Source organism: Mesorhizobium sp. M0491 (assembly GCF_040321265.1).
Classification (GTDB): Bacteria; Pseudomonadota; Alphaproteobacteria; order Rhizobiales; family Rhizobiaceae; genus Mesorhizobium.
The window spans coordinates 1-23101 of sequence record NZ_JAMYRE010000028.1 but is presented as its reverse complement, the minus strand read 5'-3'; the positions used below and the strand labels follow the sequence as shown (position 1 = coordinate 23101).

The window sequence follows — 23101 nt, the reverse complement described above, 5'->3', positions numbered from 1 at the left end:
TCGGATAGATGCCCAGCCACGCCTCACAGCGGGATGTTGTCGTGCTTCTTCCAGGGGTTCTGCATGTCCTTGTTGCGCAGCATGCGCAGCGCGCGCGCGATGCGGCGGCGGGTCGAGTGCGGCATGATCACCTCGTCGACATAGCCGCGCTCGGCGGCGACGAAGGGCGACAGGAAGCGATCCTCGTAAGCCTTTGTGTGGGCTGCGATCTTTTCGGCGTCACCGATGTCCTTGCGGTAGATGATCTCGACCGCTCCCCTGGCTCCCATCACCGCGATCTGCGCGGTCGGCCAGGCGTAGTTCATGTCGCCGCGAAGATGCTTTGACGCCATCACGTCATAGGCGCCGCCATAGGCTTTGCGGGTGATGACGGTGATCTTCGGCACGGTGGCCTCGGCATAGGCGAACAGGAGTTTCGCGCCATGCTTGATCAGCCCGCCATATTCCTGCGCGGTGCCGGGCAGGAAGCCGGGGACATCGACGAAGGTGACGATCGGGATCGAAAAACAATCGCAGAAGCGCACGAAACGGGCCGCCTTGCGGCTGGCGTCGGAATCGAGCACGCCGGCCAATACCATCGGCTGGTTGGCGACGAAGCCGACGGTGCGGCCCTCGACGCGCCCGAACCCGGTGACGATGTTCTTGGCGAAGTTCTGCTGGATCTCGAAGAAGTCGCCTTCGTCGGCGACCTTCAGGATCAGTTCCTTGATGTCGTAGGGCTTGTTGGCGTTGTCGGGAATCAGCCGGTCGAGCGACAAATCATGGTCGGTGACCGACTGGTAGCATTCGATCTCGGGAAGCTCCGACGTGTTGGAGGCCGGCAACAGGTCGACCAGCCGGCGCATCTGCAACAGCGCCTCGACGTCATTGTCATAGGCGCCGTCGGCGATCGAGGATTTCGTCGTGTGGACGGAGGCGCCGCCGAGGCTCTCGGCGGTCACCGTCTCGTTGGTCACGGTCTTCACCACATCCGGCCCAGTAACGAACATGTAGGAAGTGTCGCGCACCATGAAGATGAAGTCGGTCATGGCAGGCGAATAGACGTCGCCGCCGGCGCACGGTCCCATGATGACGGAAATCTGCGGAATGACGCCTGAGGCCAGCACGTTGCGCTGAAAAATCTCGGCATAGCCGCCGAGTGCTGCCACGCCTTCCTGGATGCGCGCGCCGCCAGCATCGTAGAGGCCGATGATCGGCGCCCGGTTGCGGAGCGCCATCTCCTGCACCTTGATGACCTTCTCGGCATGCGCTTCCGACAGCGAGCCGCCGAATACGGTAAAGTCCTTGGCGAAGAGGTAGACCGGGCGGCCGTTGACGGTGCCCCAGCCGGTGACGACGCCGTCGCCGGCGATCTTGGTGTTCTCCATGCCGAAGTCGGTCGAGCGGTGCTCGACATACATGTCGAATTCCTCGAACGAGCCCTCGTCGAGAAACACCTCGATGCGTTCGCGCGCGGTGAGCTTGCCCTTCTTGTGCTGGGCATCGATGCGGACCTGGCCGCCGCCCATGCGGGCGATCTCGCGGCGGCGCTCGAGTTCCTTGAGAACGTCTTTCATCGATTACCTCCCAAGCCAGCGGCATTTCGTCGTAATCGTGCCGGCAAGCGAGCGCAAGCGGCGCTTGCGCCACGGGCTTTGCTGCGCTGCAACATGAAGCCCCTTGCAATTGAGGGCGAACTCAGCCATATGCAGCCCATAGGCGCTTGGGCCGGGAACGAATCCGGCCTTCTCGACGAATGAGACTGGTTGCGTCTGTTTTCCCTCTTTCCGGTATATCGGCCCTTTTTCCGGTAAATCACAAAGCGGCGAAAAAGCCCCGTGGCATGATGCCTGCGGGCACGACAGCGCAGCCGAGTGGACGAACCCGTCCGCCCGCCTTGTCGTTCATCACAGATTTTTCGACGGCAGGTTGCGCCCTGCCGCCATCGATGTTTGCGGCCAGAAGCCGCGTGAAAGAAGATTATTTTGACCAACGAAAACACTTTGCCCGGTAGCGCTGCGGAACTCACGGGTTTCGCGGCACTGGGTATTACGGGCGCGCTGCTCAAGGCCACCCACAACGCCGGCTTCGCCGAGCCGAAGCCGATCCAGGCACAGGCGATCCCGCCGCAGATGGAAGGCCGTGACATTTTCGGCATCGCCCAGACCGGCTCCGGCAAGACTGCGGCCTTCGCGCTGCCGATTCTGTCGAAGATCATTGCGCTTGGCACCAAGCGCCGGCCGAAGACGGCACGTGCGCTGATTCTGGCGCCGACGCGCGAACTCGCCGTGCAGATCGAAGACACGATCAAGATCCTCGCCAAGGGCGCGCATGTCTCGACCGCGCTCGTGCTCGGCGGCGTGTCCCGCTTCAGCCAGGTGAAGAAGGTTGCTCCCGGCGTCGACATCCTGATCGCCACGCCCGGCCGGTTGACCGACCTGGTGCGTGAGGGCGACCTCGTGCTTGCCGACACCAAATGGCTAGTGCTGGACGAAGGCGACCGCATGCTCGACATGGGCTTCATCAACGACGTCAAGCGCATCGCCAAGGCGACCGCGCCCGACCGTCAGACGGTGCTGTTCTCGGCGACCATGCCCAATGAAATCGCCGAACTGGCCAAGGGCCTGCTGAAGAACCCGATTCGTGTCGAAGTCGCGCCGCAAAGCACGGCGGCGGCCGAGATCGTGCAGGGCGTCGTCTTTGCCCGCACCAAGCAGAAGCGCCAGGTGTTGTCGACGATGCTCGCCGACGAGGCGATGAAGTCTGTCATCATCTTTTCGCGCACCAAGCATGGTGCCGACAGGGTGACCAAGGACCTCGAGCGCGACGGCTTCAAGGCCGCCGTCATCCACGGCAACAAGTCGCAGAACGCCCGCCAGAAAGCGCTGAACGATTTCCGCGACGGTTCGGTGCGCATTCTGGTGGCGACCGACATCGCGGCGCGCGGCATCGACGTGCCCGGCATCAGCCATGTCGTGAATTTCGACCTGCCTGATGAAGCCGAGAGCTACGTCCACCGCATCGGCCGTACCGGCCGCAACGGCATGGACGGCATCGCGATCACGCTTTGCGATCCTTCGGAAAACAGCAAGCTGCGCCAAGTCGAGCGCATCATCCGTACCAAGCTGCCGATCGTTGCCGACCATCTCGGCAGCCCCGATCCGCTGCGCAATCCGGCTGAAAAGAACGAGCGCTTCGAGCCGGCCAATGACCGCAACGACCGCAATGGGCGTCGCGACGGCAGGCGGCCCGGTGGCGAGAACAAGGGCAACGGCTTTGGCAAGAAGCGCTTCGGCGACAAGCCGGCCTTCGCCGGCGAGCGCAAGCCGGATGGCGCCAAGCCGGCCTTCAAGGGCAACAACAAGCGCCGCTTCGGCGGCAAGCGCCCGGCGGCGCGGGCTGCGTAAGTAGCCAGCGTTGTAGTCAGTCAAGCTCAGGCTGGCTGATTGCCGGGACAGACCAAGGAAAGGGCGGCTGAAGCGATGCTTCGGTCGCCTTTTTCGTCCGCCTACTTCACCACCGCTTCGATCCAGACGGCGATCCTTTGCGCCAGAAACGCCGTGGTCGATGGCGACAGCGCGTCGCCGGCAATGACGTGATTGTCCGGGTCGCCGGTGTCGTCGACCGGAACCAGTTCATGCGGCGCACCCCAGCGCCCGGCAATCTCGCGGGTGCGGTCGGCCCACACCACTTTGTCCGAATCAGAAAAGATGAACAAAGCAGGGATGGTCGCCTTCTCCACCGGCGCGCCATAGGCAAGCTCGGTCAGCGCCTGCATCGGCAAGGTTGCTTCGATCGGATAGCGGGTGGTCCAGAATTTTTCATGCAGCGCGTTGCGCGGCACGAAGCTGTGTTCCTTGCCGGCGACCAGCCTGGCGATCTGTTTGCCCCACGGCATGGTCAGGATCTCGGCGCCCGAAGCCTTGACGCCGAAATTCGGCGAGATGAACGCGATCGCCGCCACCCCGTCCGATGCACCGGACTGCGTTGCCGCCCAGACCGCCAGCGAGCCGCCGGTCGAAGTCGAGATGACGATCACCTTGTCGCCGATCGCCCGGCCAATGGCGAGTGCTTCCTCATAGTCGTTGATCCAGGCGTTGATGCTGCCTTGCGTCATCGCCGCGCCATCCTGCCCGTGACCGGTAAGGCGTGTGTAGAAGAGATTGGCGTCAAGCTGTTCCGCCACTTCATCGGGCAGCGGGCGGATTTCGCCCTTCGATGCGGAAAAGCCGTGGATGTAGACGATCGACAGCGGGGTCGTGGCATGCACCAACGGATCGGCCCAGACGATCTCTTTTTCCAGCCCGTCACGGATTCCGGGGATGGCGGCTTCCGCCTTTGCCACATAGGCCTGCGGATCGTCAGCGATGAGCGAGGGATCGAAACGGATCGTGGTGTCGACGCGAACGCGCGTGCCGAGCACGAAGGCCAGTGCGAGAATGGCGATAAGGCCCAGCACAGCAAGCACGATCCGTCGCCCCATCGCAGACTCCACGCGGCACTTGTCTCAACCATGGCGATGGCGGCCCGAAACGGGGAGCCTGCCAATTTCGCAGGCGTCCTATTCGATCGGCGGCTTGCGGTCGTAATGCAGAGGCCGCGCCTTCCAACTGGTCATCAGGCTGATAAACCCTCTGCACAGCGGCCTCGGCAGCAGGCCGAGCAGTTTCAGGGGCCAGCTTGTCCGGCGCGGGAAATGGACTTCGAAGCCGCCGGACTTGATGCCCCGCGCCATGCGGCGCGATGCGCGGCTGACCGGCATCAGTCCCGGCATGGGCAGCATGTTCTTCTCGGTCAGCGGGGTGTCGATGAAGCCGGGATTGAACACCTGGATACGCACGTTCATCTTGTCGAAATCATACTTCAGCGACTCGGCCAGAATGTTGATGGCCGCCTTGGTGCCGCCATAGGCGGCCGTTGTCGGCCAGCCGAAATAGGATGTCACCGAGCCGACCAGCACGACATGGCCGCGCGCCCGCACACGCATGCGTTCGACCGCGGGCACGAGGCCGTTGATGATGCCGAAATAATTGACCTCGAAGGACCGCCGAAAGTCGTTGACGACAAGATTCTCCCCCGGCGTCGAAATGTAGTTCCCGGCATTGAAGATGGCGAGCACGATGGGACCGAGTTCCTTCTCGATCGCGGCGACGGTTCTTGCCATGCGCGGCTCGTCGGTGACATCGCAAGGAAAGGCCGTGACACTGCCCGGCATCTGCGCGGTCTCGACGACAAGCGTGTCGATCGGATCGTCGTCAAGCGCCGTCACCGCGACGGCATAGCCCTGGGACGCAAGATCCCTGGCCAGCGCTCGGCCGATGCCGCTTGAGCCGCCCGTGATCCAGGCGACGCCGTGCTTCGGGTTGGCCCGGTAGAGTGTCATGCTGCGCCCTGCGAAATGTTGGTGCTTTGCTCTAGCGGTGAAGAAATCGAATGAAAAGCTGCTTTTCAACGTCAGCCTGAAATGAACAGTGGCGCATGAGGCCAGCCTCGGGAAGCGCCGACGCAACAACAGTGCCGCAAATGCGACTGGGCCAGGCAAATTCTTGCCTTGAAACCGAAGCTTCGGGTTTCTAGGGTTTCGGCGCACGCACACAAGGAATCCTGAATGCCCCGTTCTGTGATCGACGCGATCGGCAACACGCCTCTGATCCGCCTCAACAAAGCTTCGGAACAAACCGGTTGCGAGATCCTGGGCAAGGCCGAATTCATGAATCCGGGCCAGTCGGTCAAGGATCGCGCGGGCCTGTTCATCATCTGCGACGCCGAGAAGCGCGGGCTGCTGAAGCCCGGCGGTGTGATCGTCGAGGGAACGGCGGGCAATACCGGCATCGGGCTGACGTTGGTCGCCAAGGCGCTCGGCTATCGCACCGTCATCGTCATCCCGGACACACAGAGCCAGGAGAAGAAGGACACGATCAAACTGCTCGGCGCCGAACTGATCGAAGTGCCGGCCGTGCCCTACAGGAATCCCAACAATTACGTGAAACTGTCGGGGCGGTTGGCCGAGCAACTGGCAAAGACAGAACCGAACGGCGCCATCTGGGCCAACCAGTTCGACAATGTCGCCAACCGTGACGGCCATATCCGCACCACGGCGGAGGAAATCTGGAACCAGACCGGCGGCAAGGTCGACGGCTTTGTCTCGGCGGTCGGTTCGGGCGGCACGCTGGCCGGCGTCGCCTCCGGACTGAAAGCCAAAAGCCGGGATGTGAAGATCGCGCTCGCCGATCCGCTGGGGGCCGCGCTCTATTCTTTCTACACCAGCGGCGAGCTGAAGTCCGAAGGCAGCTCGATCACCGAAGGCATCGGGCAGGGGCGCATCACCGCCAACCTCGAAGGGTTCACGCCGGATTTTTCATTCCAGATCCCCGATGAGGATGCGCTGCCGATCGTCTTCGACCTGATCCAGGAAGAGGGCCTTTGCGTCGGCGGCTCGACCGGCATCAACATAGCCGGCGCGATCCGTCTGGCCAGGGAATTGGGTCCCGGCCACACCATCGTGACCATTCTTTGTGATTATGGCACGCGCTATCAATCAAAACTGTTCAACCCGGAATTCCTGCGCGAGAAGCAGCTGCCGGTGCCAAGCTGGATGGAGCTGAAGAGCACAATTCCGGTGCCGTTCGAAAAGGTCGCGTGATGGCAAACAGGACGGACGCCCTGTTTCGCGACGATGCCTACCTGCGGACGGCGGACGCAACGGTCGTTGCCGTCAATGATCGCGGCGGTATCATCCTCGACCGGACGATCTTCTACGCCACTTCGGGCGGCCAACCGGGCGATACCGGGTATCTCGAACGCGGCGATGGCAGCCGCATCGCCATTGCCGCCACCCTCACCGGTGAGACCAAGGACGAGATCATCCACGTGCCAGCGCCGGAGCAGGCGGTTCCGCAGCCCGGCGAGGCGCTGAGGCTGGCGATCGACTGGGAGCGGCGGCATCTCCTGATGCGCATGCACGCGGCTTGCCACCTGCTTACCGTCGTCTGCCCGTTCCCGATCACCGGTGCCTCGGTTTCCGAGGACGACAGCCGTGTCGATTTCGACGCTCCGGATGCCGGCTTCACCAAGGAGGACGTCACTGCCGGGCTGATGGAGCTGGTGCGGGCCGATCATCCGATCTTTGTCAGGCTGATCAGTGACGAGGATCTGGCTGCCAATCCCGGCCTGGTGAAATCCAAGAACGTCCGGCCGCCGGTGGGCACCGGCAAGATCCGCCTGGTCTGTATCGGCGACAACGCCTCGGTGGACAGCCAGCCCTGCGGCGGCACCCATGTGAAGAGCACCGGCGAAGTCGGCGAAATCCACATCGGCAAGATCGAGAAGAAGGGCCGCGAGAACCGGCGCTTCCGCATCCGCTTTGGGCCGATGACGGCAAACTGAACAGGACAGTGATCGCCAAAAAGCGAGCAGGAGAACAAAATGGCCGAGGACAGCCCCTTCACCGTCGACGCAGACTGGCTGCAGCAACGACTCGGCGAGCCGGGCCTGACGATCATCGACGCATCCTGGTATCTCCCGGCGCAGAAGCGCGATGCGCGCGGCGAGTATGAGTCGGCCCACATCCCGGGCGCACGATTTCTCGATCAGGATGCCGTTTCGGACCCGGATTCGCCCCTGCCGCATACCTTGCCGTCGCCGCAGCATTTTGCCCAGTATGTCGGCGCCATGGGTGTTTCGGCCGATGACACCATCGTCGTCTATGATGGTCCGGGTTTCTTCTCGGCGCCCCGGGCGTGGTGGATGTTCCGGGTGATGGGCGTCTTCCAGACCTATATTCTGGATGGCGGCTTCGATGGCTGGAAAGCCGCCGGCAGGCCGGTGACGGCTGAGCCGACCAAGATCGCGCCAAGCGTGTTTCATGCCGATTTCGACCCCGGGCGCGTCGCCAGCCTCGCCGACATGCGCCGGATCGTCGACACCGGGGCAAGCCAGATCGCCGACGCCCGGGGGCCGGGCCGGTTCATCGGCACTGAACCTGAGCCGCGCGCGGGTATCCGCTCCGGCCATATGCCTGGCGCGCGCAATCTGCCCTATTCGGCGCTGTCGGAAAATGGCGAGCTGTTGTCGAAGGACCGCCTGCGCAAGGCGATCGAGGGGGCCGGCATCGATCTGTCGAAACCTGTCGTCACTTCATGTGGCTCCGGTATTACCGCGGCGGTGGTGACGCTGGCGCTGGAAACGCTTGGCCATACGAACAACAGGCTTTACGACGGCTCCTGGACGGAGTGGGGCGGGCTTTCCGACACGCCTGTGGTGACCGGCAAGGAATGAAGACGATGGAAAACGGCACGCTGGAAGACATTGACGTCACGGTGACGTTCCTCGAGATGCATGTGCCGCCGGCCTATTCGCCGCCTGTGCCGTATAACCGTCAGGTCGCGCTGCTGAAGACCAAGGACATTCCGCTGCATTTCTACCGCTATCTGATGGACCGGGTGGGGCGCAAATGGCACTGGGTCAATGTGCTGAGGCTGGATGACGACGAGCTTTCGGCCGGCATCCATCGCGAGGACCGTGACATCAGGGTGCTCTACCTCGATGGCGCCCCCGCCGGTTTCTTCGACCTCAAGCCGCATCTGCCGGAGGAAGTCGAGCTTGCCTATTTCGGCATGATGGAACATGCGACCGGGCAAGGCATCGGCCGCTGGTTCCTGGGCTCCGCGATCGCTGCCGCATGGTCGCATGGGCCGAAGCGGGTGACGGTGCAGACCTGCACGCTCGATCATCCGGCGGCTCTGCCGCTTTACCAGAAGCTCGGCTTCGCACCGGTGGCGCAAAAGAGGGAAATCGTCCATCCGCTGCCTTTCACCGAGCGCGCGGCCAGCGTCATGCGGCCCTAGCCGGAAGCTAATACCAGCTCGAATCTGAACCCGTCGTTCATCGGCCCTTCAGGCTGTTTTTGGCATGTTGCCGGCACCATCAATGCGGCCAAGGCCGAAGGAGACGAAGACATGCTGACCCGCCGTACACTTGCCGCCGCGCTGATCGCGGCAATTGCCATGCCAAGCCTGGCCGCAGCCCAGGCGACAACGCCTTCGGCCGCGACGATCGAGCGGAAGCTCGAGGCGGCGCCGCGTGTGAAATTGCGGCCGAACGAGCGCGTCACCATCCGCGAATTCAAGCGGCGCCCGGATTTGCGCCGCATGGCCCGCTCGATCGATATCCAGTCGATCAACTTCGCCTTCGGTTCGGCGGCCATTTCCAGTTCGCAATACGACAAGATCGAGACCATTGCCGACGCGCTACGGCGCATCCTGCGCCGCGATCGCGGCGCCCGCGTGCTGATCGAGGGCCATACCGACGCCGTCGGCTCCTTCCAGTCGAATCAGGCTCTGTCCGAACAGCGCGCCGCTTCGCTGAAGCGCACATTGGTGCGCGAATTCGGCGTGCCCGGCCATGCCCTGGAAACTGTTGGTTACGGCGAGGAGTTTTTGCTCGTGCGGACGCAGACCGAAAACTGGCAGAATCGCCGGGTGACGCTGCGCCGCTTCGACGATTTCATCCGTTGAGCCGCAGCTCCGACGGGACTTGATGAGAGCCGATCGCCGAGGGGCGACCGGCTCTTCGACATTTGGCAGGAATCGGGTGGGCGGCGAGGGTTCAAGGACATAATTTCCAGTCACGACACCGGAGATTTTTCGATGACCATCCAGTTCAAAGCTTTGCCGACCGAAGATGTCAGGACGTTGCAGCGCGGCGGGATCGATGCTTATGGCCAAATGCCCGAGCGAAAGATCTCCGACGGTGACGGCATGCCTTGCCGGCATTGCTTGAAGAATATAGGAGCCGGCGATGCCTACCTTGTTCTGGCATACAGGCCATTCCCTAGCCTTCAGCCCTACGCCGAAACGGGGCCGATCTTCCTGCATGCCGAGGAATGCGATGGTGCCGCTGAGAGCGAGGCGCTGCCCGAGGTTCTCGATAGCCCTGACTACATCGTGCGCGGCTATGGCAGGGATGATCGTATCGTCTATGGCAGCGGCGGCGTCATCCCGACCGGAGACATCACCGCGCGGGCCAAGACCTTGCTGGAATGCGACGAGATTGCCTACGTCCATGTCCGTTCGGCGCGCAACAATTGCTACCAGTGCCGCATCGAGCGCGCTTGAGGCTGAGATTAGCCGCTGGAAACGGTTGTCGTACTCCCGTCGCATATTCGCGATAGAAAGCCATTGTCGATCGATTTGCCGACCGCGGATGAACCGGCGGTAAATCTCGACATCGAGGAAGCGGGGCTTTGGCTCCGCTTTTTTGTTGCCTGGGCTTTGCGCCGAGGTATTCCGCGCAACAAAAAAGCCCGCCGGCATGGCCGACGGGCTCAGACTGTTTGCCTGGAGGGCTTAGCTTAGTTGAACTTGTACTTTGCGCCGAGACGCACCGTATGGAAGGAAGACTTGGAGGTGATGGTGTCGTCAGGCAGCGCCAACTCCGAAGAGAAATCCTTCTCGGCGAACTGCGAATAGCGATATTCGAGACCAAGGGTGACGTTGCTGGACAGAGCTGTTTCCAGTCCGCCACCGACCGAGAAGCCGCTGGAACCCCAGTCGAGGATGTCGCCGATCGGGTCGGAAGCGTTCAGATCGAAATGCTGCCAGCTATAGCCGGCAAGCGCATAGGCAAGGGTCGATTCGTTCATCTTCATGCCGACGCGGCCCAACACATCGAACCCATAGTCGGTATCGACGTTGATCGATCCGCCGCCGAGCTCCAGCTCGGAAGTCATGCCGGAGTAGCGTGCATCGACCATGACGCCTGCGACCCAGCTACCGAAGTCATGATCGTAGCCGACGTTCAGTTCACCAAAGGCACCTTCGCCACCGAGACCATTGAATTCCAGGTCGCCGAGCGGCGGAACGTTGATCTGATGCACGGACGCACCGGCGCCACCAGCGCCGCCGATGTAGAAGCCGGTCCAGTTGTAGGCTGGCGTCTCGAAGGCAGCACCGCCGCCGTTCTGCGCACCGAAGCGGTAATTGGCTGCGATCTGGAAAGTATGGCGCGAGGTGTCAAGATTGAGGAGACCGTCCGGAACTCCGACAAGGCCAGCGTCGGAAAGAAGATCGTCCTTGGTCCCGAAGCGCGTATAGCGATACTCAGTCTTGATCGTCCAATTGCTGTTGATGGCCGTTTCGATGCCACCTCCGACAAAATACCCGCTCTGATCCCAATCAAAGTCGAAGCCGGCGTTCGTATCGAGCTTGTACTTCTGCCAGGAATAGCCACCCAGCACGTAACCCAGAGTGTTCGGCGTCAAGAGGTAGCCGAGACGCAGGCCAGCGTCGAAACCGTAGGTTTCCTTGATCGAAGCGTCGAACCCCGTAATGTCCAGCGTGGTCCCGATGTTGCCGACGTGAGCGTCCAGCAGACCTCCGATGAGGAACCGGGGCGAGACCATATAATCATAGCCAACCGTCAGCTCACCATAGACGCCTTCGCCACCAATGCCGTTCAGCGAGATTGGAATAAAATCGCTGCCGAGCTTGTGTACGTTGGCACCGGCACCGACGCCAAAACCAACGTAGAGGCCGCTCCAGTTAAAGCCGGCAGCTTCTTCTACTGGTTGCACGACGTCAGCTGCATGAGCAGCAGACATCAAAGCTACAGCAGAAACAGCACCAAGAAGAAAAGATTTCGCGGATGTGCGAATGAACATATGCCCGTACCCCAATGAGTAAACCCAGAATGTCTCTAGCAGGGAGTCGGCCGGCACGGGAATGACAAATATGCAACAATGATGAGCAAAGTGCCGTAGCGTCACATTTTTCCACGCCATGCTTTGCCTGAAAAACAGGCTCGCAAGAAAAAACCCGCCGGCATGGAACCGGCGGGCTGGATTGAAAGGAGCTGTTTTCGCGAAAAATCAGGCGGCGAGAACGGCTTTCGGCTCGACCAGTTCGTAGCCGAGCGCCTCGGCGACTGCCCGGTTGGTGATCTTGCCTTTATGGACATTGAGGCCGTTGCGCAGATGATGATCGTCGACCAGCGCTTTGAGGCCCTTGTCGGCAAGCTGCAGGCCATAGTGCAGCGTCGCGTTGTTGAGCGCGTGGGCCGAAGTGACTGGCACGGCACCCGGCATATTGGCGACGCAATAATGGATGACGCCGTCGACCTCATAGGTCGGCTCGGCATGAGTGGTGGCGTGCGAGGTCTCGAAGCAGCCGCCCTGGTCGATGGCGACGTCGACCAGCACCGAGCCCTTCTTCATGCCCGAGAGCATTTCGCGCGAAACCAGTTTTGGTGCCGCGGCACCCGGGATCAGCACCGCGCCGACGACGATGTCGGCTGAAAAACACTCTTCTTCCAGCGCCTCGACAGTCGAGTAACGGGTGTGGACGCGGCCGGCGAAGAGGTCGTCGAGCTGGCGCAGGCGCGGGATCGAGCGGTCGATGATGGTGACGTCGGCGCCAAGGCCGGCCGCCATCCTGGCTGCGTGCAGGCCGACGACGCCACCACCGAGCACGGTGACCTTGCCGGGCAGCACGCCAGGCACGCCACCCAGCAGCACACCGCGGCCGCCATTGGCCTTCTGCAGCGCCGTGGCGCCGGCCTGGATCGACAGGCGTCCGGCAACTTCCGACATCGGCGCCAGCAGCGGCAGGCCGCCACGGTCGTCGGTCACGGTCTCGTAGGCGATTGCCGTGACGCCGGACGCAAGCAGGCCCTTGGTCTGCTCCGGATCCGGCGCCAGGTGGAGGTAGGTGTACAGGATCTGGCCTTCGCGAAGCTGCGCCCATTCGCTGGGCTGCGGCTCCTTGACCTTGACGATCATGTCCGACCTGGCGAACACCTCGGCGGCCGTCTTGGCAATCGTGGCGCCGGCGGCGCGATAGGCGTTGTCATCGGCGCCGATGCCGGCCCCGGCCCCGGTCTCGACCAGCACTTCGTGGCCATGGGCGACATATTCGCGGACAGAGCCGGGGGTAAGGCCTACGCGGTATTCGTGGTTCTTGATTTCCTTGGGGCAGCCGACGCGCATTTTCTTCTCCTGATCCGGCCCTTTGGGCTCGTTCCCTGTATGAATGGAGTGAACCACGAATCGTTGCGCAGGTGTTTGCGAATGCGCTTGCGCCAACCGGCCGGTTTCGATAATCGTTGCGCGAAATAACAAGATATTCGCAGGATTCACGAATAATGCCGCTCGACAGGATTGATATCGCCATTCTTGAGGCATTGCAGAAGGATGGCAGGATACCCAACGCGGCACTTGCCGAAAAGGTCGGCCTATCGCAGTCGGCCTGTTCGCGCCGGCTCGACAATCTGGAGAAATCCGGAACCATCCGTGGCTATCATGCCCGGCTTTCCAATACAGCACTTGGCCACCAGATGACGGCGATCGTGCACATATCGCTGTCGGGACAGTTCGAGAAGACTCTGTCGGATTTCGAGGCGGCGATCAAACGCTGCCCGAACGTGCTGTCCTGCCATCTGATGTCGGGCGAATATGACTACATCCTGAGGATCGCGGCCAAGGATCTCGTCGACTATGAGCGAATCCACAAGGAATGGCTGTCGGCGATGCCGCATGTGACCAAGATCAATTCGTCGTTCGCCTTGCGTGAGATCGTCGACCGTACGGCCATGGGCATGAAGCCGGAGATGGCCTAGTTCCTCGACACAGAAGTTCTGACGGGTCGCTGCATAGACAAACCACCTGCCTTCGATTTGCGGAAACGGGCGTCACTTCGTCATCCACGGGCGGAGCAAGGAGTGTAGCGACGCAGCGCAGACCCGAGGATCCATGCCGCGACTTCAAAGCGTCACTACGGTGCAGAGTTCTGCTCGGCTGCATTCCTTGGTCAAGGTCACGGCATGGATCCTCGGGTCTCCGCGACGGAGCTTCGCTCCTGCTTCGCCCGTGGATGACGAAGGTGGGTGCCTTGGGTCAATCCCGAATGCCTCTGCGATCCATCGAGACGAACCATGACAACCTGGCTGCTGACAGGCCGCTAACCACCCTGTGGGGCCTGGGCTAGCTGACCGCCGTTACCACCCGATCCATCGGGATATCGTGCGGCTGCGGGTAGATGGTCGCGATGCGCTGCAATTCGTAGCCGACGCCGATGACCAGCGGCTTGAACGGCATCGCTGCCAGCGTACGGTCGAAGAAACCGCCGCCATAACCCAGACGGTAGTTCTGGGGATCGATGCCGACGATCGGCGAGATGACGATGTCCGGCAGCACCGGATCGCCCTCGGCCGGGATCGGGATGTTCCAGACACCTTTCTCCAGCCGGTCGCCCGCTTTGTAGACGCGGAAGATCAGCGGCTGCCCCTTCTCGATGACGATGGGCAGGGCGGTGCGGCCGCCGCGTTCGTTTATGGACGCCATCCAAGGCCGCAAATCCGGCTCGCCACGAAACGGCCAATAGAGACTGACCATGCGCCCGGCGATCTCGCCGATCATCGCGTCGAGGCTTTCCGCAATGCTTTGCGACATTACCGTTCGGGCGTCGGCCGAAACAGCAAGACGCGCGGCGATCAGGCGTTCGCGCTCGGCTTTGCGCCAGCGTCTCACATCGGTCCAGTCGCTCGAAGGCGCACGGAATTGCGGATCGAGTTCGTGCATGAAACAGGGCGGCGAAGAATATTGCGCCGGAGCATCGTCGTCACGATCGTTGGCCATGCCTCACCTCATCGCGTGTTCGATGACGCTATACCTCGCGATACGATACAACATGTGCATTCACGACATGGAACGACGAGTCTCGGGTATTGTCCATCTGTTGTTGCATTGCACAAAAATACCTACATCCAGGACAGGCAATCTTGCTATCGGGGTGAACGAAATGAACGAAGCCAGGCATCATGTCGTCGTTGTCGGCGCGGGTTTCGGCGGCCTCGAATTCACCCGTGCACTTGCTGGCGCGCCGGTCCGTATCACCATGATCGACAAGCGCAACCATCACCTCTTCCAGCCGCTGCTCTACCAGGTGGCGACGACGGCGCTGGCCACCTCCGAAATTGCCTGGCCGATCCGCCACCTCCTGCGCAAGCGCAAGGATGTGACGACGCTGCTCGCCAATGTCACCGGTGTCGACCGCGCCGGCAAGCGCGTGCTGCTCGATGACGGCAGCGCGGTCGCCTACGACACGCTGGTGCTCGCCACCGGTGCCCGCCACGCCTATTTCGGCCATGACGAATGGGAGCCGTTCGCGCCTGGCCTGAAGACGCTGGAGGACGCCACCAGCATTCGGCGGCGAATTCTCCTGGCCTTCGAGCAGGCCGAGCGGGAGACCGATCCCGCCGAACGCCAGGCGTTGCTGACCATTGCGATCGTCGGCGGCGGGCCGACCGGCGTCGAGCTTGCCGGCACCATCGTCGAGTTGGCGCATGACACGCTGCGCGGCGAATTCCGCAACATCGACACGCGGCAGACGCGCGTGGTGCTGATCGAGGCCGGCGACCGCATTCTGGCCAATTTCGCACTGAAACTTTCCGACTATGCCAGCAAAGCGCTCGAGCGGCTCGGCGTGACGGTCGAGCTCGGCCGGGCCGTCACGCGCTGCGACGCCGAAGGTGTTGTGTTTGGCGATAAGCAACTGGCAGCCCGAACGATCCTGTGGGCAGCCGGCGTTGCCGCTTCGCCAGCCGCTGAATGGCTGGGAGCGAAGGCGGACCGCGCGGGCAGGGTGCTGGTCGAGCCTGACCTCAGCGTGCCCGGCAGCCCGGAGATCTTTGTCATCGGCGACGCCGCTCATGTGCTGCGGCCGGACGGGCGGCCGGTTCCCGGCGTGGCGCCTTCCGCCAAACAGGAGGGCCGACATGTTGCGGCCACCATCAAGGCCAGGCTCGGCGGCGACACGACCGCGCGTCCTTTCCACTACAGGCATGCCGGCGATCTGGCGACGATCGGCAAACGCGCCGCTGCCATCGATTTCGGCTGGATCAAGCTCACCGGCTGGCTCGCCTGGTGGCTGTGGGGAGTGGCGCACATCTATTTCCTGATCGGCTTTCGCAACCGGCTTGCGGTTTCGCTGAGCTGGCTATGGATCTACGCGACGGGGCAACGTAGCGCGCGGCTGATCACCCAGGGCGACGACGACAAGGGCTGATTTCTTCGCCGGGATCGTTCATCCGCACGTCATCTGTTGCTGATCGAGTGGCGGCTTCATGCGCGCGACTTGTTGAATGGACTTAAGCAGGTTTCAGAGCGAAGTTCGCTTCGGGGCAGGGCTTGTCAGGTCGTCGAGGAGAAAACATGTCGCAACTGCTCCATCCCGTATCCCGCCGCGATCTCCTTGCGGGTGCCGCCGCCGCAGGGGCACTGATCATGCTGCATCCGTTCTCAGCCAGGGCTCAAGGTAACCAAGCGCATCTCCGGATCATGGAGACCACCGACATCCATGTGAACGTGCTGCCTTACGACTACTACGCCGACAAAGCGAACGACACGCTGGGCCTGTCGCGCACGGCGTCTCTCATCGATGCTGTGCGCAAGGAAGCCGTGAATTCGATGCTGATCGACAATGGCGACCTGCTGCAGGGCAATCCGATGGGCGACTACATCGCCTATGAGAAGGGGCTGAAGGACGGCGACCTGCATCCGATCATGAAAGGCATGAACCTGCTCGGCTACGAGTGCTCGACACTGGGCAACCACGAGTTCAACTACGGCCTGTCGTTCCTGGACAAGGTGCTGGCCGGTGCCAATTTTCCCTTCGTCTGCGCCAATTTGATCCGCGGGACCGAGCTTGCCGCTAACCCGCGCGACGACAAGCTCTATCTCAAGCCCTATGTCATCCTCGACAAGAAGATCAAGGACGGTTCGGGCGCCGAGCAGCCGATCAGGATCGGCATCATCGGCTTCGTGCCGCCGCAGATCATGGTCTGGGATCTCAAGAACCTCGAGGGCAACGTCAAGACGCGCGACATCGTCGAGGCGGCCAAGGCCTGGGTGCCGCAGATGAAGGAGGAGGGCGCCGACATCGTCATTGCGCTGTCGCATTCCGGTATCGACGTGAAGCAGGGCGAGATGATGGAGAACGCCTCGTTCTTCGTCGCCGGTGTCGACGGCATCGATGCGGTGTTCACCGGTCACCAGCATCTGGTGTTCCCCGGCAAGAAGGATTTCCAGTCGCTCGATGGTGTCGACACGCAGAAAGGCACGCTGCAGGGCAAGCCCGCCGTCATGGGCGGCTTCTGGGGCTCGCATATGGGGTTGATCGACTTGATGCTGGAACGCGACGGATCGAAATGGAAGATCGTTTCAGCCACTTCCGAGGCGCGGCCGATCTTCGAACGCGTCGACAACCAGAACAAGCCGACTGTCCCGGACGACAAGCGCATCATCGCGGCCCTCGAACAGGACCACCAGGCGACACTGGCCTATGTGCGCCGCCCTGTCGGCAAGACCTCCGCGCCGCTCTATTCCTATTTCGCGCTGGTCGCCGACGATCCGTCGGTGCAGGTCGTCAGCCAGGCGCAGACCTGGTACCTCAAGGAAATTCTCAAGAACACGCAATGGAAGGACGTGCCGCTGCTGTCGGCCGCCGCTCCCTTCAAGGCCGGCGGGCGCAACGGCGCCGACTACTATACCGACGTGCCGGCAGGCGACATCGCCATCAAGAATGTTGCCGACCTCTACCTCTATCCCAACACCGTGCGTGCGGTCGAAATCACCGGTGCGCAGGTCAAGGAATGGCTGGAAATGTCGGCTGGCATCTTCAACCGGATCGAGCCTGGGAAGGCCGACCAGGCCCTCATCAACACCGATTTTCCGTCCTACAATTTCGACGTCATCGACGGCGTCACCTACAAGATCGATCTGTCGCAGCCGTCGAAATACGATGCCAAGGGCGGGCTGGCCAACGCTGGCGCCAATCGCATCGTCGACCTGAGTTTCGATGGAAAACCAATTGATCCCAAACAGAAATTCGTCATCGCGACCAACAATTACCGGGCTGGTGGCGGCGGCAATTTCCCCGACATCAATGCCTCGAAGATCATCTACGAAGCACCGGACACCAATCGCGATGTCATCGTCCGCTATATCGTCAGCGAGGGCACGATCAATCCGTCGGCGGACGACAACTGGTCGTTCGCACCGCTGCCTGGAGCCAGCGCCGTGTTCGAAACCGGCCCCAAGGCCAAGGATTTTATTGCGCAGGTGAAATCGCCGAAGATCGAGCCGGCGGGCGAGGGCGAGGCAGGATTCGCGAAATACCGCATCCTGCTTTGAAGGGTGACGGCGACCGCGCGGCCATGTCGAGATCGTGCTCGACATCGCTTGGTCAGCGGCAATGAAAATCGAAGAGCGTGTCGATTTACGCCTTGTAGACCACCTGGCGCACGTCGATGTAGCTGGCGCGGAAGCCGGCTTCGCAATAGTGCAGGTAGAACTCCCAGAGCTTCTTGAAGCGGTCGTCGAAGCCGAGCGGAACGATCTTCTCCCATGACGCCCGGAACCGGTGGCGCCATTCGGCGAGCGTGCGCGCGTAGTCGTCGGGAAAGACGCGCTCGCGCAGGTGGGCGAGGCCATGATCCTTGCCCAGTGCCTTCAGGATCGACGGTGTCGGCAGCATGCCGCCTGGGAAGACGTAGCGCTGGATGAAATCCGGCCTTGCGCGATAGGTGTCGTAGGCGGCTTCGTTGATGGTGATGATCTGCAGGCCGGCAGTGCCCCCAGGCCTCAGGCAGGCCTTCATCTTGCCGAAAAACACCGGCCAGTATTTCTCGCCGACCGCCTCGAACATCTCGATCGAGGCGATGCGGTCATAGGTGCCGGCTTCGTCGCGATAATCCTGCAGCTTGATGTCGACCTTGTCGGCAAGGCCAGCCTTGGCGATGCGAGCCGTGGCAAAATCGTGCTGCTCGCGGCTGATCGTCAGCCCGGTCACGCGGCAGCCGATCTCGCGCGCCGCGAATTCGGCGAAGCCGCCCCAGCCGCAGCCGATTTCCAGCACATGGTCCTTCGGACCGATCCCTGTATCCTTCGCCAGAGCGCGATATTTGGCGGCCTGGGCGCCTTCCAGGTCGTTGGCACCGGTCGTGTAGAGCGCCGAAGAATAGGTCATGCTCGGATCGAGCCATTCCTTGTAGAAGGCGTTGCCGAGGTCGTAATGCGCCGAGATATTGCGTTTCGAACCGGTGCGCGTGTTCTGGTTGAACCAGTGGCGGATGCGCTGGACGGTGTTGATCAGCCAACTGGTGCCGCCCGCGATACGCTCGCCGATGACCGAATTGACCACGAACAGCTCCAGGAAGCTGGTCACATCAGGGCTTTCCCAATCGCCGTCCATATAGGATTCGGCAACGCCGATCGTGCCGCCGGAAAAGGCGCGGCCCGGCAAGCGCCAATTCTTCAACACCAGTTCGGCATCTGGGCCAGGTCCCTTGCCGCCGACGAGGACGGCACGGCCGTCCGGCAGCCTGACCTTGAGCGAACCGCGCGGCAGGTTCATCGCCGCCGACAGCACCATGCGCGCTTTCGCCGGCAGACCTTTGACGATCTCGGCGAAATTGAACTCATCGAGCCTGACCGCGTCGCTCAATGCTGCACCAAAAAGTTCCTTTTGTGCCATCTCATGCCCCCTGGATTTCCGCGGTGTCGGGGCAGATTGCCGAGCCACGGTTCTCTTGGACCATTCGCCAGCTTCGAACGCCGCCGCGACCGGTTCGTCGGCGAGCGGGCTCGAATGAAGTGCGCGCCCCCTACCAGAGCTTCAGCGCTTCCCGGTGAATCCGTGCGACAATCTTCCACGTCATGCGGGGAAACTTCAAGGGGCAGGCTGCAAGCGGGGCTGTGCCAAGCAGATTGCTCGCGCCGGCGGGCATCTGTGCCTTTGGACAGCCAAGGCGCAGCGCGTCAAAAAACGCCTATGGCCGCAGAATTCCTTGTGCGATAGATTTAGCCATGCGTTATGTAATCGTCATTGCCGCCATCGCGTTTTTCCTGATCTGGGATGGCATGTACAATCAGGGCCGGTATCTCGACACCACGGTGAGAGAACTTAGCCGCATTGTGCGATATGCTACCGGCAAGGTTTAGCTCCGGCGGCTGCAGCCGCGACATCCTTGTCGATTGACGCCAACGTCCTGCCGTCACAAAAGACCCCAGCACTTTGATCGAGGAGGCGGGGTTGATCCGGCATATCGTTTTCTTCAGCGCGCGGCGAAAAGAGGATGTCGAGGCTGTGCGCACCGGCTTGCTGGCGCTCGGCGACATTCCTCATTCCAGCCTTTTCGAGGTCACCTTGAACACCAAGGTCGATCCACTGTCCAATGAGGTCGACGTGGTCGTCTATGCGGAGTTCGCCGACGACGCCGCGCTGGCCGCCTACAAAGCGCACCCGCTCTATGCGCAGACCACCAGCAAGGTCAAACCAATGCGTGAGCTGCGCTATTCTGCCGATGTCGTCGCGGGGAGCTGATCGAACCTTGCTCCAGGGGGCGCCTTTCGACGTCCGGTGAATTGACGGGCGAACTGGCCGGTATTGCGATCAAGTCTTGAACCGCTTTGCGGAATGATGCACATCGCGCCTGCATGACCAAAACCGCAGCCGCAGGCACTCATCCGCTCGATCATCTGGTGCTTCCGACGCACAGCCTCGATGTGGCGCGAGCCCGGCTCACCGCGCTTGGCTTCGTCGTGGCCCCGACCGGCATCCATCCCTTCGGAACGGAAAACTGCTGTGTTTTCCTGGCCGACGGCACGTATCTCGAACCGCTCGCGGTCGGCGACGAACAGGTGGCGACAAAGGCTATCGCAGACGGCAATGTCTTCGTCACGCGTGATCGCGCCTATCGCGACAGCAACGGCGACGAGGGATTTTCCGCCATTGTTCTAAGCACGGGCAATGCCGACGCCGACCATGCACGCTATGTCGGTGCCGGCATCTCGGCGGGAGACATGCTGGGTTTTTCGCGCGCCTTCACCGACCCGGCCGGCAAAAGCGACATCGCATCGTTCAAGCTCGCCTTCGCGGCCGGAGCCGAAGCCACGGACGCCTTCCTGTTTGCCTGCGAGCGCGTCAACGCGCCTGATGTTGACCGTACGGCTTTGCAGGCCCACGCCAACGGCGCGACCGGAATTGTCGAGATCTTGGCGATCAGCGATGCGCCCGGAAAGCAGCATGGGCTTATTTCCGTGGCGGTGGACGATCCGGCCGCCGACAGGCAGGGCGGCAGGTTTCCCTTGCCGAATGCAGATTTGAGCGTGCTTGACGGCGCGGCTTTCACCGCGCGCTTCGGCCTGCCTGCCGGCGCGCCGACAGATCTACGCTTCGCAGCGGTGGTCTTTTCGGTTGGGAACGCCGATGTGACATCGAGGCTGCTTGCAGCCAATTCCGTCCAACACGATATAGCGGGCAATGATATCGTCGTGCGGCCTGCACCCGGACAGGGCGCGGCCTTCATCTTCCGGGAGATCCCATGAGCAAGCCGCAAGCGTCCAATTCGATGGCGCCCAATTCGTCGGTAACCGTCGGCAATGTCGTCTTCGACAACAAGGCGGCTCTGTCGCTGATCGCCGGCCCTTGTCAGTTTGAATCACGCCAGCACGCCTTCGATATGGCCGGCGCGCTGAAGGAACTGACCGGCAGGCTCGGCATAGGGCTCGTCTACAAGACCAGCTACGACAAGGCCAACCGCACCTCGCTGTCGGCGACGCGCGGTGCCGGTATGGACGCAGCCCTTCCCGTCTTCGACGAGTTGCGCAAGGAATTTTCGCTCCCCGTGCTGACCGATGTCCATACCGAGGAGCAGTGCGCGATCGTCGCGCCGCATGTCGATGTCCTGCAGATTCCGGCTTTCCTGTCGCGCCAGACGGACATGCTGGTCGCCGCCGCCAGGACCGGCAAGGTGATCAATGTGAAGAAGGGGCAGTTCCTCGCCCCCTGGGACATGAAGAACGTCGTCGCCAAGATCACCGGATCCGGCAATGCCAATGTGCTGACCACTGAGCGCGGCGCGTCCTTCGGCTACAACACGCTGGTGTCCGACATGCGCGCTCTGCCCATCATGGCCGAGATCGGCGCGCCGGTGATCTTCGATGCCACGCATTCGGTGCAGCAACCGGGCGGGCAGGGTGGTTCCTCGGGCGGCGAGCGCCGCTTTGTCGAGACGCTGGCCCGCGCGGCAGTCGCTGTCGGCGTTGCCGGCGTGTTCATCGAGACCCATCAGGATCCCGACAACTCGACCTCTTCCGACGGCCCGAACATGCTCCCGTTGAAGGACATGCCGGCCCTGCTCGAGCGGCTGATGGCATTCGACCGCATCGCCAAGGGCCTCTAAGGGCGGACGCATACTCCGCTGACTGCCGGCGCTTGTGGAAGGCACGAGCCGGCTATACGCTTGGCTGGCAAAAGAGCGTTTTGGCAGGAGGAAGCCATGTCCGTCGCCCGCGTCACCGAAATCACATCCTCGTCGAACAAGAGCTTTCAGGACGCCATCGAACAGGGAATTGCGCGCGCATCCAAAACCCTGAAGAACGTCGAGGGCGCCTGGATCCAGGACCAGAAGATCGTCGTCCAAGACGGCAAGATTGTTGCTTATCGCGTCAATATGAAGGTTACCTTCATCCTCGCGGAGTGAACGGTCGACGCCGAAAAAGTCGGGAACCTTCGCCCGCGCCCCTCATTGTCCAAGTATGGTTCGAAACCACAATGAGGAGCACAATCATGGCAACCCAGACAGGTCACACCCAAGCCATCGCCGCTTCGCGGGTCATCGGCACATCGGTCTACAATACCGAAGGCACGAGCATCGGCAGCATCGAGGATGTGATGCTTGACAAGATGACGAACGGCATCATGTTCGCGGTCATCGGTTTTGGCGGCTTCCTCGGTATCGGCGAGAAATATCACGCCATTCCGTGGGCAAGCCTCGACTACGATGAGGACAAAGGCGGGTATGTCGTGCCGTTTTCCAAGGAACAACTCAGGGCGGCACCTGCCTATTCGATCAACGAATTGACCGGGGCGGATGGTGAGGCGGCCCGCGACGAATCCTACAATTATTACAAGGTCACGCCTTACTGGCATTAACAGCAACCACAAAGCGGCCCCCCCCCCCGGGCGGGTCGGGGGTGGATGGTGGGGTGGGGCCGCCGGGTAAGGGGGGCCGCCGCCGCGCGCGGGGCGCGCGGGGGAGGCCCCAGCGCCGGGGGAGGCGCCCGCCG

General features: G+C 62.1%; 23 protein-coding genes. 16 read left to right on the top strand and 7 right to left on the bottom strand.

Annotation, left to right across the window (positions count from 1 at the left end):
- Positions 1 to 23: 23 nt before the first annotated feature.
- Positions 24 to 1556 carry an acyl-CoA carboxylase subunit beta gene (locus tag NKI69_RS28710; protein WP_023812067.1) on the bottom strand — a complete coding sequence of 511 codons (1533 nt, stop codon included), beginning with the start codon at positions 1554 to 1556 and terminating at the stop codon, positions 24 to 26.
- A gap of 408 nt (positions 1557 to 1964) precedes the next feature.
- Between NKI69_RS28710 and NKI69_RS28705 the strand changes: the two genes are divergently transcribed.
- A complete protein-coding gene (locus NKI69_RS28705) occupies positions 1965 to 3386 on the top strand; it encodes a DEAD/DEAH box helicase (RefSeq protein WP_352441547.1) in 1422 nt (473 codons plus the stop codon).
- Between the two features lie 101 nt (positions 3387 to 3487).
- Here NKI69_RS28705 and NKI69_RS28700 read toward each other — a convergent pair whose 3' ends face one another.
- Both NKI69_RS28700 and NKI69_RS28695 read right to left on the bottom strand, forming a co-directional pair.
- Positions 3488 to 4462 (bottom strand): alpha/beta hydrolase, encoded by a 975-nt coding sequence (locus NKI69_RS28700; protein WP_352723001.1) that lies wholly within the window; start codon positions 4460 to 4462, stop codon positions 3488 to 3490.
- A 78-nt stretch (positions 4463 to 4540) separates the two neighbouring features.
- On the bottom strand, positions 4541 to 5362 hold the full coding sequence (locus tag NKI69_RS28695; protein WP_023812065.1) for an SDR family oxidoreductase: 822 nt from the start codon (positions 5360 to 5362) through the stop codon (positions 4541 to 4543).
- 225 nt (positions 5363 to 5587) lie between these two features.
- On the opposite strand from NKI69_RS28695, the gene NKI69_RS28690 reads away from it, so the two are divergent.
- From NKI69_RS28690 to NKI69_RS28665, 6 genes are all read left to right on the top strand, one after another.
- Positions 5588 to 6622: a cysteine synthase A gene (locus NKI69_RS28690; RefSeq protein ID WP_352723000.1), complete on the top strand. Its 1035-nt coding sequence runs from the start codon at positions 5588 to 5590 to the stop codon at positions 6620 to 6622.
- Positions 6622 to 7365 (top strand): alanyl-tRNA editing protein, encoded by a 744-nt coding sequence (locus NKI69_RS28685; RefSeq protein ID WP_352722999.1) that lies wholly within the window; start codon positions 6622 to 6624, stop codon positions 7363 to 7365. The genes NKI69_RS28690 and NKI69_RS28685 overlap by 1 nt, the downstream gene beginning before the upstream one ends.
- A 39-nt stretch (positions 7366 to 7404) precedes the next feature.
- Positions 7405 to 8256 (top strand): 3-mercaptopyruvate sulfurtransferase, encoded by an 852-nt coding sequence (sseA, locus tag NKI69_RS28680; protein WP_352722998.1) that lies wholly within the window; start codon positions 7405 to 7407, stop codon positions 8254 to 8256.
- 5 nt (positions 8257 to 8261) lie between these two features.
- Positions 8262 to 8825 (top strand): GNAT family N-acetyltransferase, encoded by a 564-nt coding sequence (locus NKI69_RS28675; protein ID WP_023812061.1) that lies wholly within the window; start codon positions 8262 to 8264, stop codon positions 8823 to 8825.
- Between the two features lie 111 nt (positions 8826 to 8936).
- Positions 8937 to 9494: an OmpA family protein gene (locus NKI69_RS28670; protein ID WP_128305998.1), complete on the top strand. Its 558-nt coding sequence runs from the start codon at positions 8937 to 8939 to the stop codon at positions 9492 to 9494.
- 132 nt (positions 9495 to 9626) lie between these two features.
- Positions 9627 to 10094: a DUF1203 domain-containing protein gene (locus NKI69_RS28665; RefSeq protein WP_352722997.1), complete on the top strand. Its 468-nt coding sequence runs from the start codon at positions 9627 to 9629 to the stop codon at positions 10092 to 10094.
- Positions 10095 to 10330: 236 nt separating this feature from the next.
- On the opposite strand, the gene NKI69_RS28660 is transcribed toward NKI69_RS28665, so the two are convergent.
- Both NKI69_RS28660 and ald read right to left on the bottom strand, forming a co-directional pair.
- Complete coding sequence (locus tag NKI69_RS28660) at positions 10331 to 11638, bottom strand: outer membrane protein (protein ID WP_352722996.1); 1308 nt, start codon at positions 11636 to 11638, stop codon at positions 10331 to 10333.
- Between the two features lie 207 nt (positions 11639 to 11845).
- Complete coding sequence (gene ald / locus NKI69_RS28655; protein WP_023812057.1) at positions 11846 to 12961, bottom strand: alanine dehydrogenase; 1116 nt, start codon at positions 12959 to 12961, stop codon at positions 11846 to 11848.
- 155 nt (positions 12962 to 13116) lie between these two features.
- Between ald and NKI69_RS28650 the strand changes: the two genes are divergently transcribed.
- The gene (locus NKI69_RS28650; protein ID WP_352722995.1) at positions 13117 to 13590 is read left to right on the top strand and encodes an Lrp/AsnC family transcriptional regulator; all 474 of its coding nucleotides are present in this window, start codon (positions 13117 to 13119) and stop codon (positions 13588 to 13590) included.
- Positions 13591 to 13954: 364 nt separating this feature from the next.
- Here NKI69_RS28650 and NKI69_RS28645 read toward each other — a convergent pair whose 3' ends face one another.
- Positions 13955 to 14608, bottom strand: coding sequence for a 5-formyltetrahydrofolate cyclo-ligase (locus tag NKI69_RS28645; RefSeq protein WP_128304443.1), 654 nt, complete (start codon positions 14606 to 14608; stop codon positions 13955 to 13957).
- Positions 14609 to 14771: 163 nt separating this feature from the next.
- Between NKI69_RS28645 and NKI69_RS28640 the strand changes: the two genes are divergently transcribed.
- Complete coding sequence (locus tag NKI69_RS28640) at positions 14772 to 16037, top strand: NAD(P)/FAD-dependent oxidoreductase (protein WP_352722994.1); 1266 nt, start codon at positions 14772 to 14774, stop codon at positions 16035 to 16037.
- Between the two features lie 146 nt (positions 16038 to 16183).
- Complete coding sequence (locus tag NKI69_RS28635) at positions 16184 to 18163, top strand: bifunctional 2',3'-cyclic-nucleotide 2'-phosphodiesterase/3'-nucleotidase (protein ID WP_352441538.1); 1980 nt, start codon at positions 16184 to 16186, stop codon at positions 18161 to 18163.
- An 85-nt stretch (positions 18164 to 18248) separates the two neighbouring features.
- Here NKI69_RS28635 and NKI69_RS28630 read toward each other — a convergent pair whose 3' ends face one another.
- Complete coding sequence (locus tag NKI69_RS28630) at positions 18249 to 19505, bottom strand: class I SAM-dependent methyltransferase (RefSeq protein ID WP_352441537.1); 1257 nt, start codon at positions 19503 to 19505, stop codon at positions 18249 to 18251.
- A gap of 332 nt (positions 19506 to 19837) precedes the next feature.
- Between NKI69_RS28630 and NKI69_RS28625 the strand changes: the two genes are divergently transcribed.
- From NKI69_RS28625 to NKI69_RS28600, 6 genes are all read left to right on the top strand, one after another.
- Complete coding sequence (locus NKI69_RS28625; protein WP_023812051.1) at positions 19838 to 19972, top strand: hypothetical protein; 135 nt, start codon at positions 19838 to 19840, stop codon at positions 19970 to 19972.
- A 91-nt stretch (positions 19973 to 20063) separates the two neighbouring features.
- Positions 20064 to 20354, top strand: a complete 291-nt coding sequence (locus tag NKI69_RS28620; protein WP_352441562.1) for a Dabb family protein — start codon at positions 20064 to 20066, stop codon at positions 20352 to 20354.
- A gap of 113 nt (positions 20355 to 20467) precedes the next feature.
- On the top strand, positions 20468 to 21358 hold the full coding sequence (locus tag NKI69_RS28615) for a VOC family protein (protein ID WP_352441536.1): 891 nt from the start codon (positions 20468 to 20470) through the stop codon (positions 21356 to 21358).
- Positions 21355 to 22215: a 3-deoxy-8-phosphooctulonate synthase gene (gene kdsA, locus NKI69_RS28610; protein WP_031213495.1), complete on the top strand. Its 861-nt coding sequence runs from the start codon at positions 21355 to 21357 to the stop codon at positions 22213 to 22215. Before NKI69_RS28615 ends, kdsA begins: the two co-directional genes overlap by 4 nt.
- 96 nt (positions 22216 to 22311) lie before the next feature.
- A complete protein-coding gene (locus tag NKI69_RS28605; RefSeq protein WP_127294417.1) occupies positions 22312 to 22515 on the top strand; it encodes a dodecin family protein in 204 nt (67 codons plus the stop codon).
- An 86-nt stretch (positions 22516 to 22601) separates the two neighbouring features.
- Positions 22602 to 22967: a PRC-barrel domain-containing protein gene (locus tag NKI69_RS28600; RefSeq protein WP_127294419.1), complete on the top strand. Its 366-nt coding sequence runs from the start codon at positions 22602 to 22604 to the stop codon at positions 22965 to 22967.
- The last annotated feature ends 134 nt before the right edge of the window (positions 22968 to 23101 follow it).

What these genes read in the sequence shown, in the direction of transcription:
- NKI69_RS28710 (WP_023812067.1), bottom strand. Translation starts at nt 1,556, where the DNA reads ATGAAAGACGTTCTCAAGGAACTCGAGCGCCGCCGCGAGATCGCCCGC.
- NKI69_RS28700 (WP_352723001.1), bottom strand. Translation starts at nt 4,462, where the DNA reads ATGGGGCGACGGATCGTGCTTGCTGTGCTGGGCCTTATCGCCATTCTC.
- NKI69_RS28695 (WP_023812065.1), bottom strand. Translation starts at nt 5,362, where the DNA reads ATGACACTCTACCGGGCCAACCCGAAGCACGGCGTCGCCTGGATCACG.
- NKI69_RS28690 (WP_352723000.1), top strand. Translation starts at nt 5,588, where the DNA reads ATGCCCCGTTCTGTGATCGACGCGATCGGCAACACGCCTCTGATCCGC.
- NKI69_RS28685 (WP_352722999.1), top strand. Translation starts at nt 6,622, where the DNA reads ATGGCAAACAGGACGGACGCCCTGTTTCGCGACGATGCCTACCTGCGG.
- sseA (WP_352722998.1), top strand. Translation starts at nt 7,405, where the DNA reads ATGGCCGAGGACAGCCCCTTCACCGTCGACGCAGACTGGCTGCAGCAA.
- NKI69_RS28675 (WP_023812061.1), top strand. Translation starts at nt 8,262, where the DNA reads ATGGAAAACGGCACGCTGGAAGACATTGACGTCACGGTGACGTTCCTC.
- NKI69_RS28670 (WP_128305998.1), top strand. Translation starts at nt 8,937, where the DNA reads ATGCTGACCCGCCGTACACTTGCCGCCGCGCTGATCGCGGCAATTGCC.
- NKI69_RS28665 (WP_352722997.1), top strand. Translation starts at nt 9,627, where the DNA reads ATGACCATCCAGTTCAAAGCTTTGCCGACCGAAGATGTCAGGACGTTG.
- NKI69_RS28660 (WP_352722996.1), bottom strand. Translation starts at nt 11,638, where the DNA reads ATGTTCATTCGCACATCCGCGAAATCTTTTCTTCTTGGTGCTGTTTCT.
- ald (WP_023812057.1), bottom strand. Translation starts at nt 12,961, where the DNA reads ATGCGCGTCGGCTGCCCCAAGGAAATCAAGAACCACGAATACCGCGTA.
- NKI69_RS28650 (WP_352722995.1), top strand. Translation starts at nt 13,117, where the DNA reads ATGCCGCTCGACAGGATTGATATCGCCATTCTTGAGGCATTGCAGAAG.
- NKI69_RS28645 (WP_128304443.1), bottom strand. Translation starts at nt 14,608, where the DNA reads ATGGCCAACGATCGTGACGACGATGCTCCGGCGCAATATTCTTCGCCG.
- NKI69_RS28640 (WP_352722994.1), top strand. Translation starts at nt 14,772, where the DNA reads ATGAACGAAGCCAGGCATCATGTCGTCGTTGTCGGCGCGGGTTTCGGC.
- NKI69_RS28635 (WP_352441538.1), top strand. Translation starts at nt 16,184, where the DNA reads ATGTCGCAACTGCTCCATCCCGTATCCCGCCGCGATCTCCTTGCGGGT.
- NKI69_RS28630 (WP_352441537.1), bottom strand. Translation starts at nt 19,505, where the DNA reads ATGGCACAAAAGGAACTTTTTGGTGCAGCATTGAGCGACGCGGTCAGG.
- NKI69_RS28625 (WP_023812051.1), top strand. Translation starts at nt 19,838, where the DNA reads ATGCGTTATGTAATCGTCATTGCCGCCATCGCGTTTTTCCTGATCTGG.
- NKI69_RS28615 (WP_352441536.1), top strand. Translation starts at nt 20,468, where the DNA reads ATGACCAAAACCGCAGCCGCAGGCACTCATCCGCTCGATCATCTGGTG.
- kdsA (WP_031213495.1), top strand. Translation starts at nt 21,355, where the DNA reads ATGAGCAAGCCGCAAGCGTCCAATTCGATGGCGCCCAATTCGTCGGTA.
- NKI69_RS28605 (WP_127294417.1), top strand. Translation starts at nt 22,312, where the DNA reads ATGTCCGTCGCCCGCGTCACCGAAATCACATCCTCGTCGAACAAGAGC.
- NKI69_RS28600 (WP_127294419.1), top strand. Translation starts at nt 22,602, where the DNA reads ATGGCAACCCAGACAGGTCACACCCAAGCCATCGCCGCTTCGCGGGTC.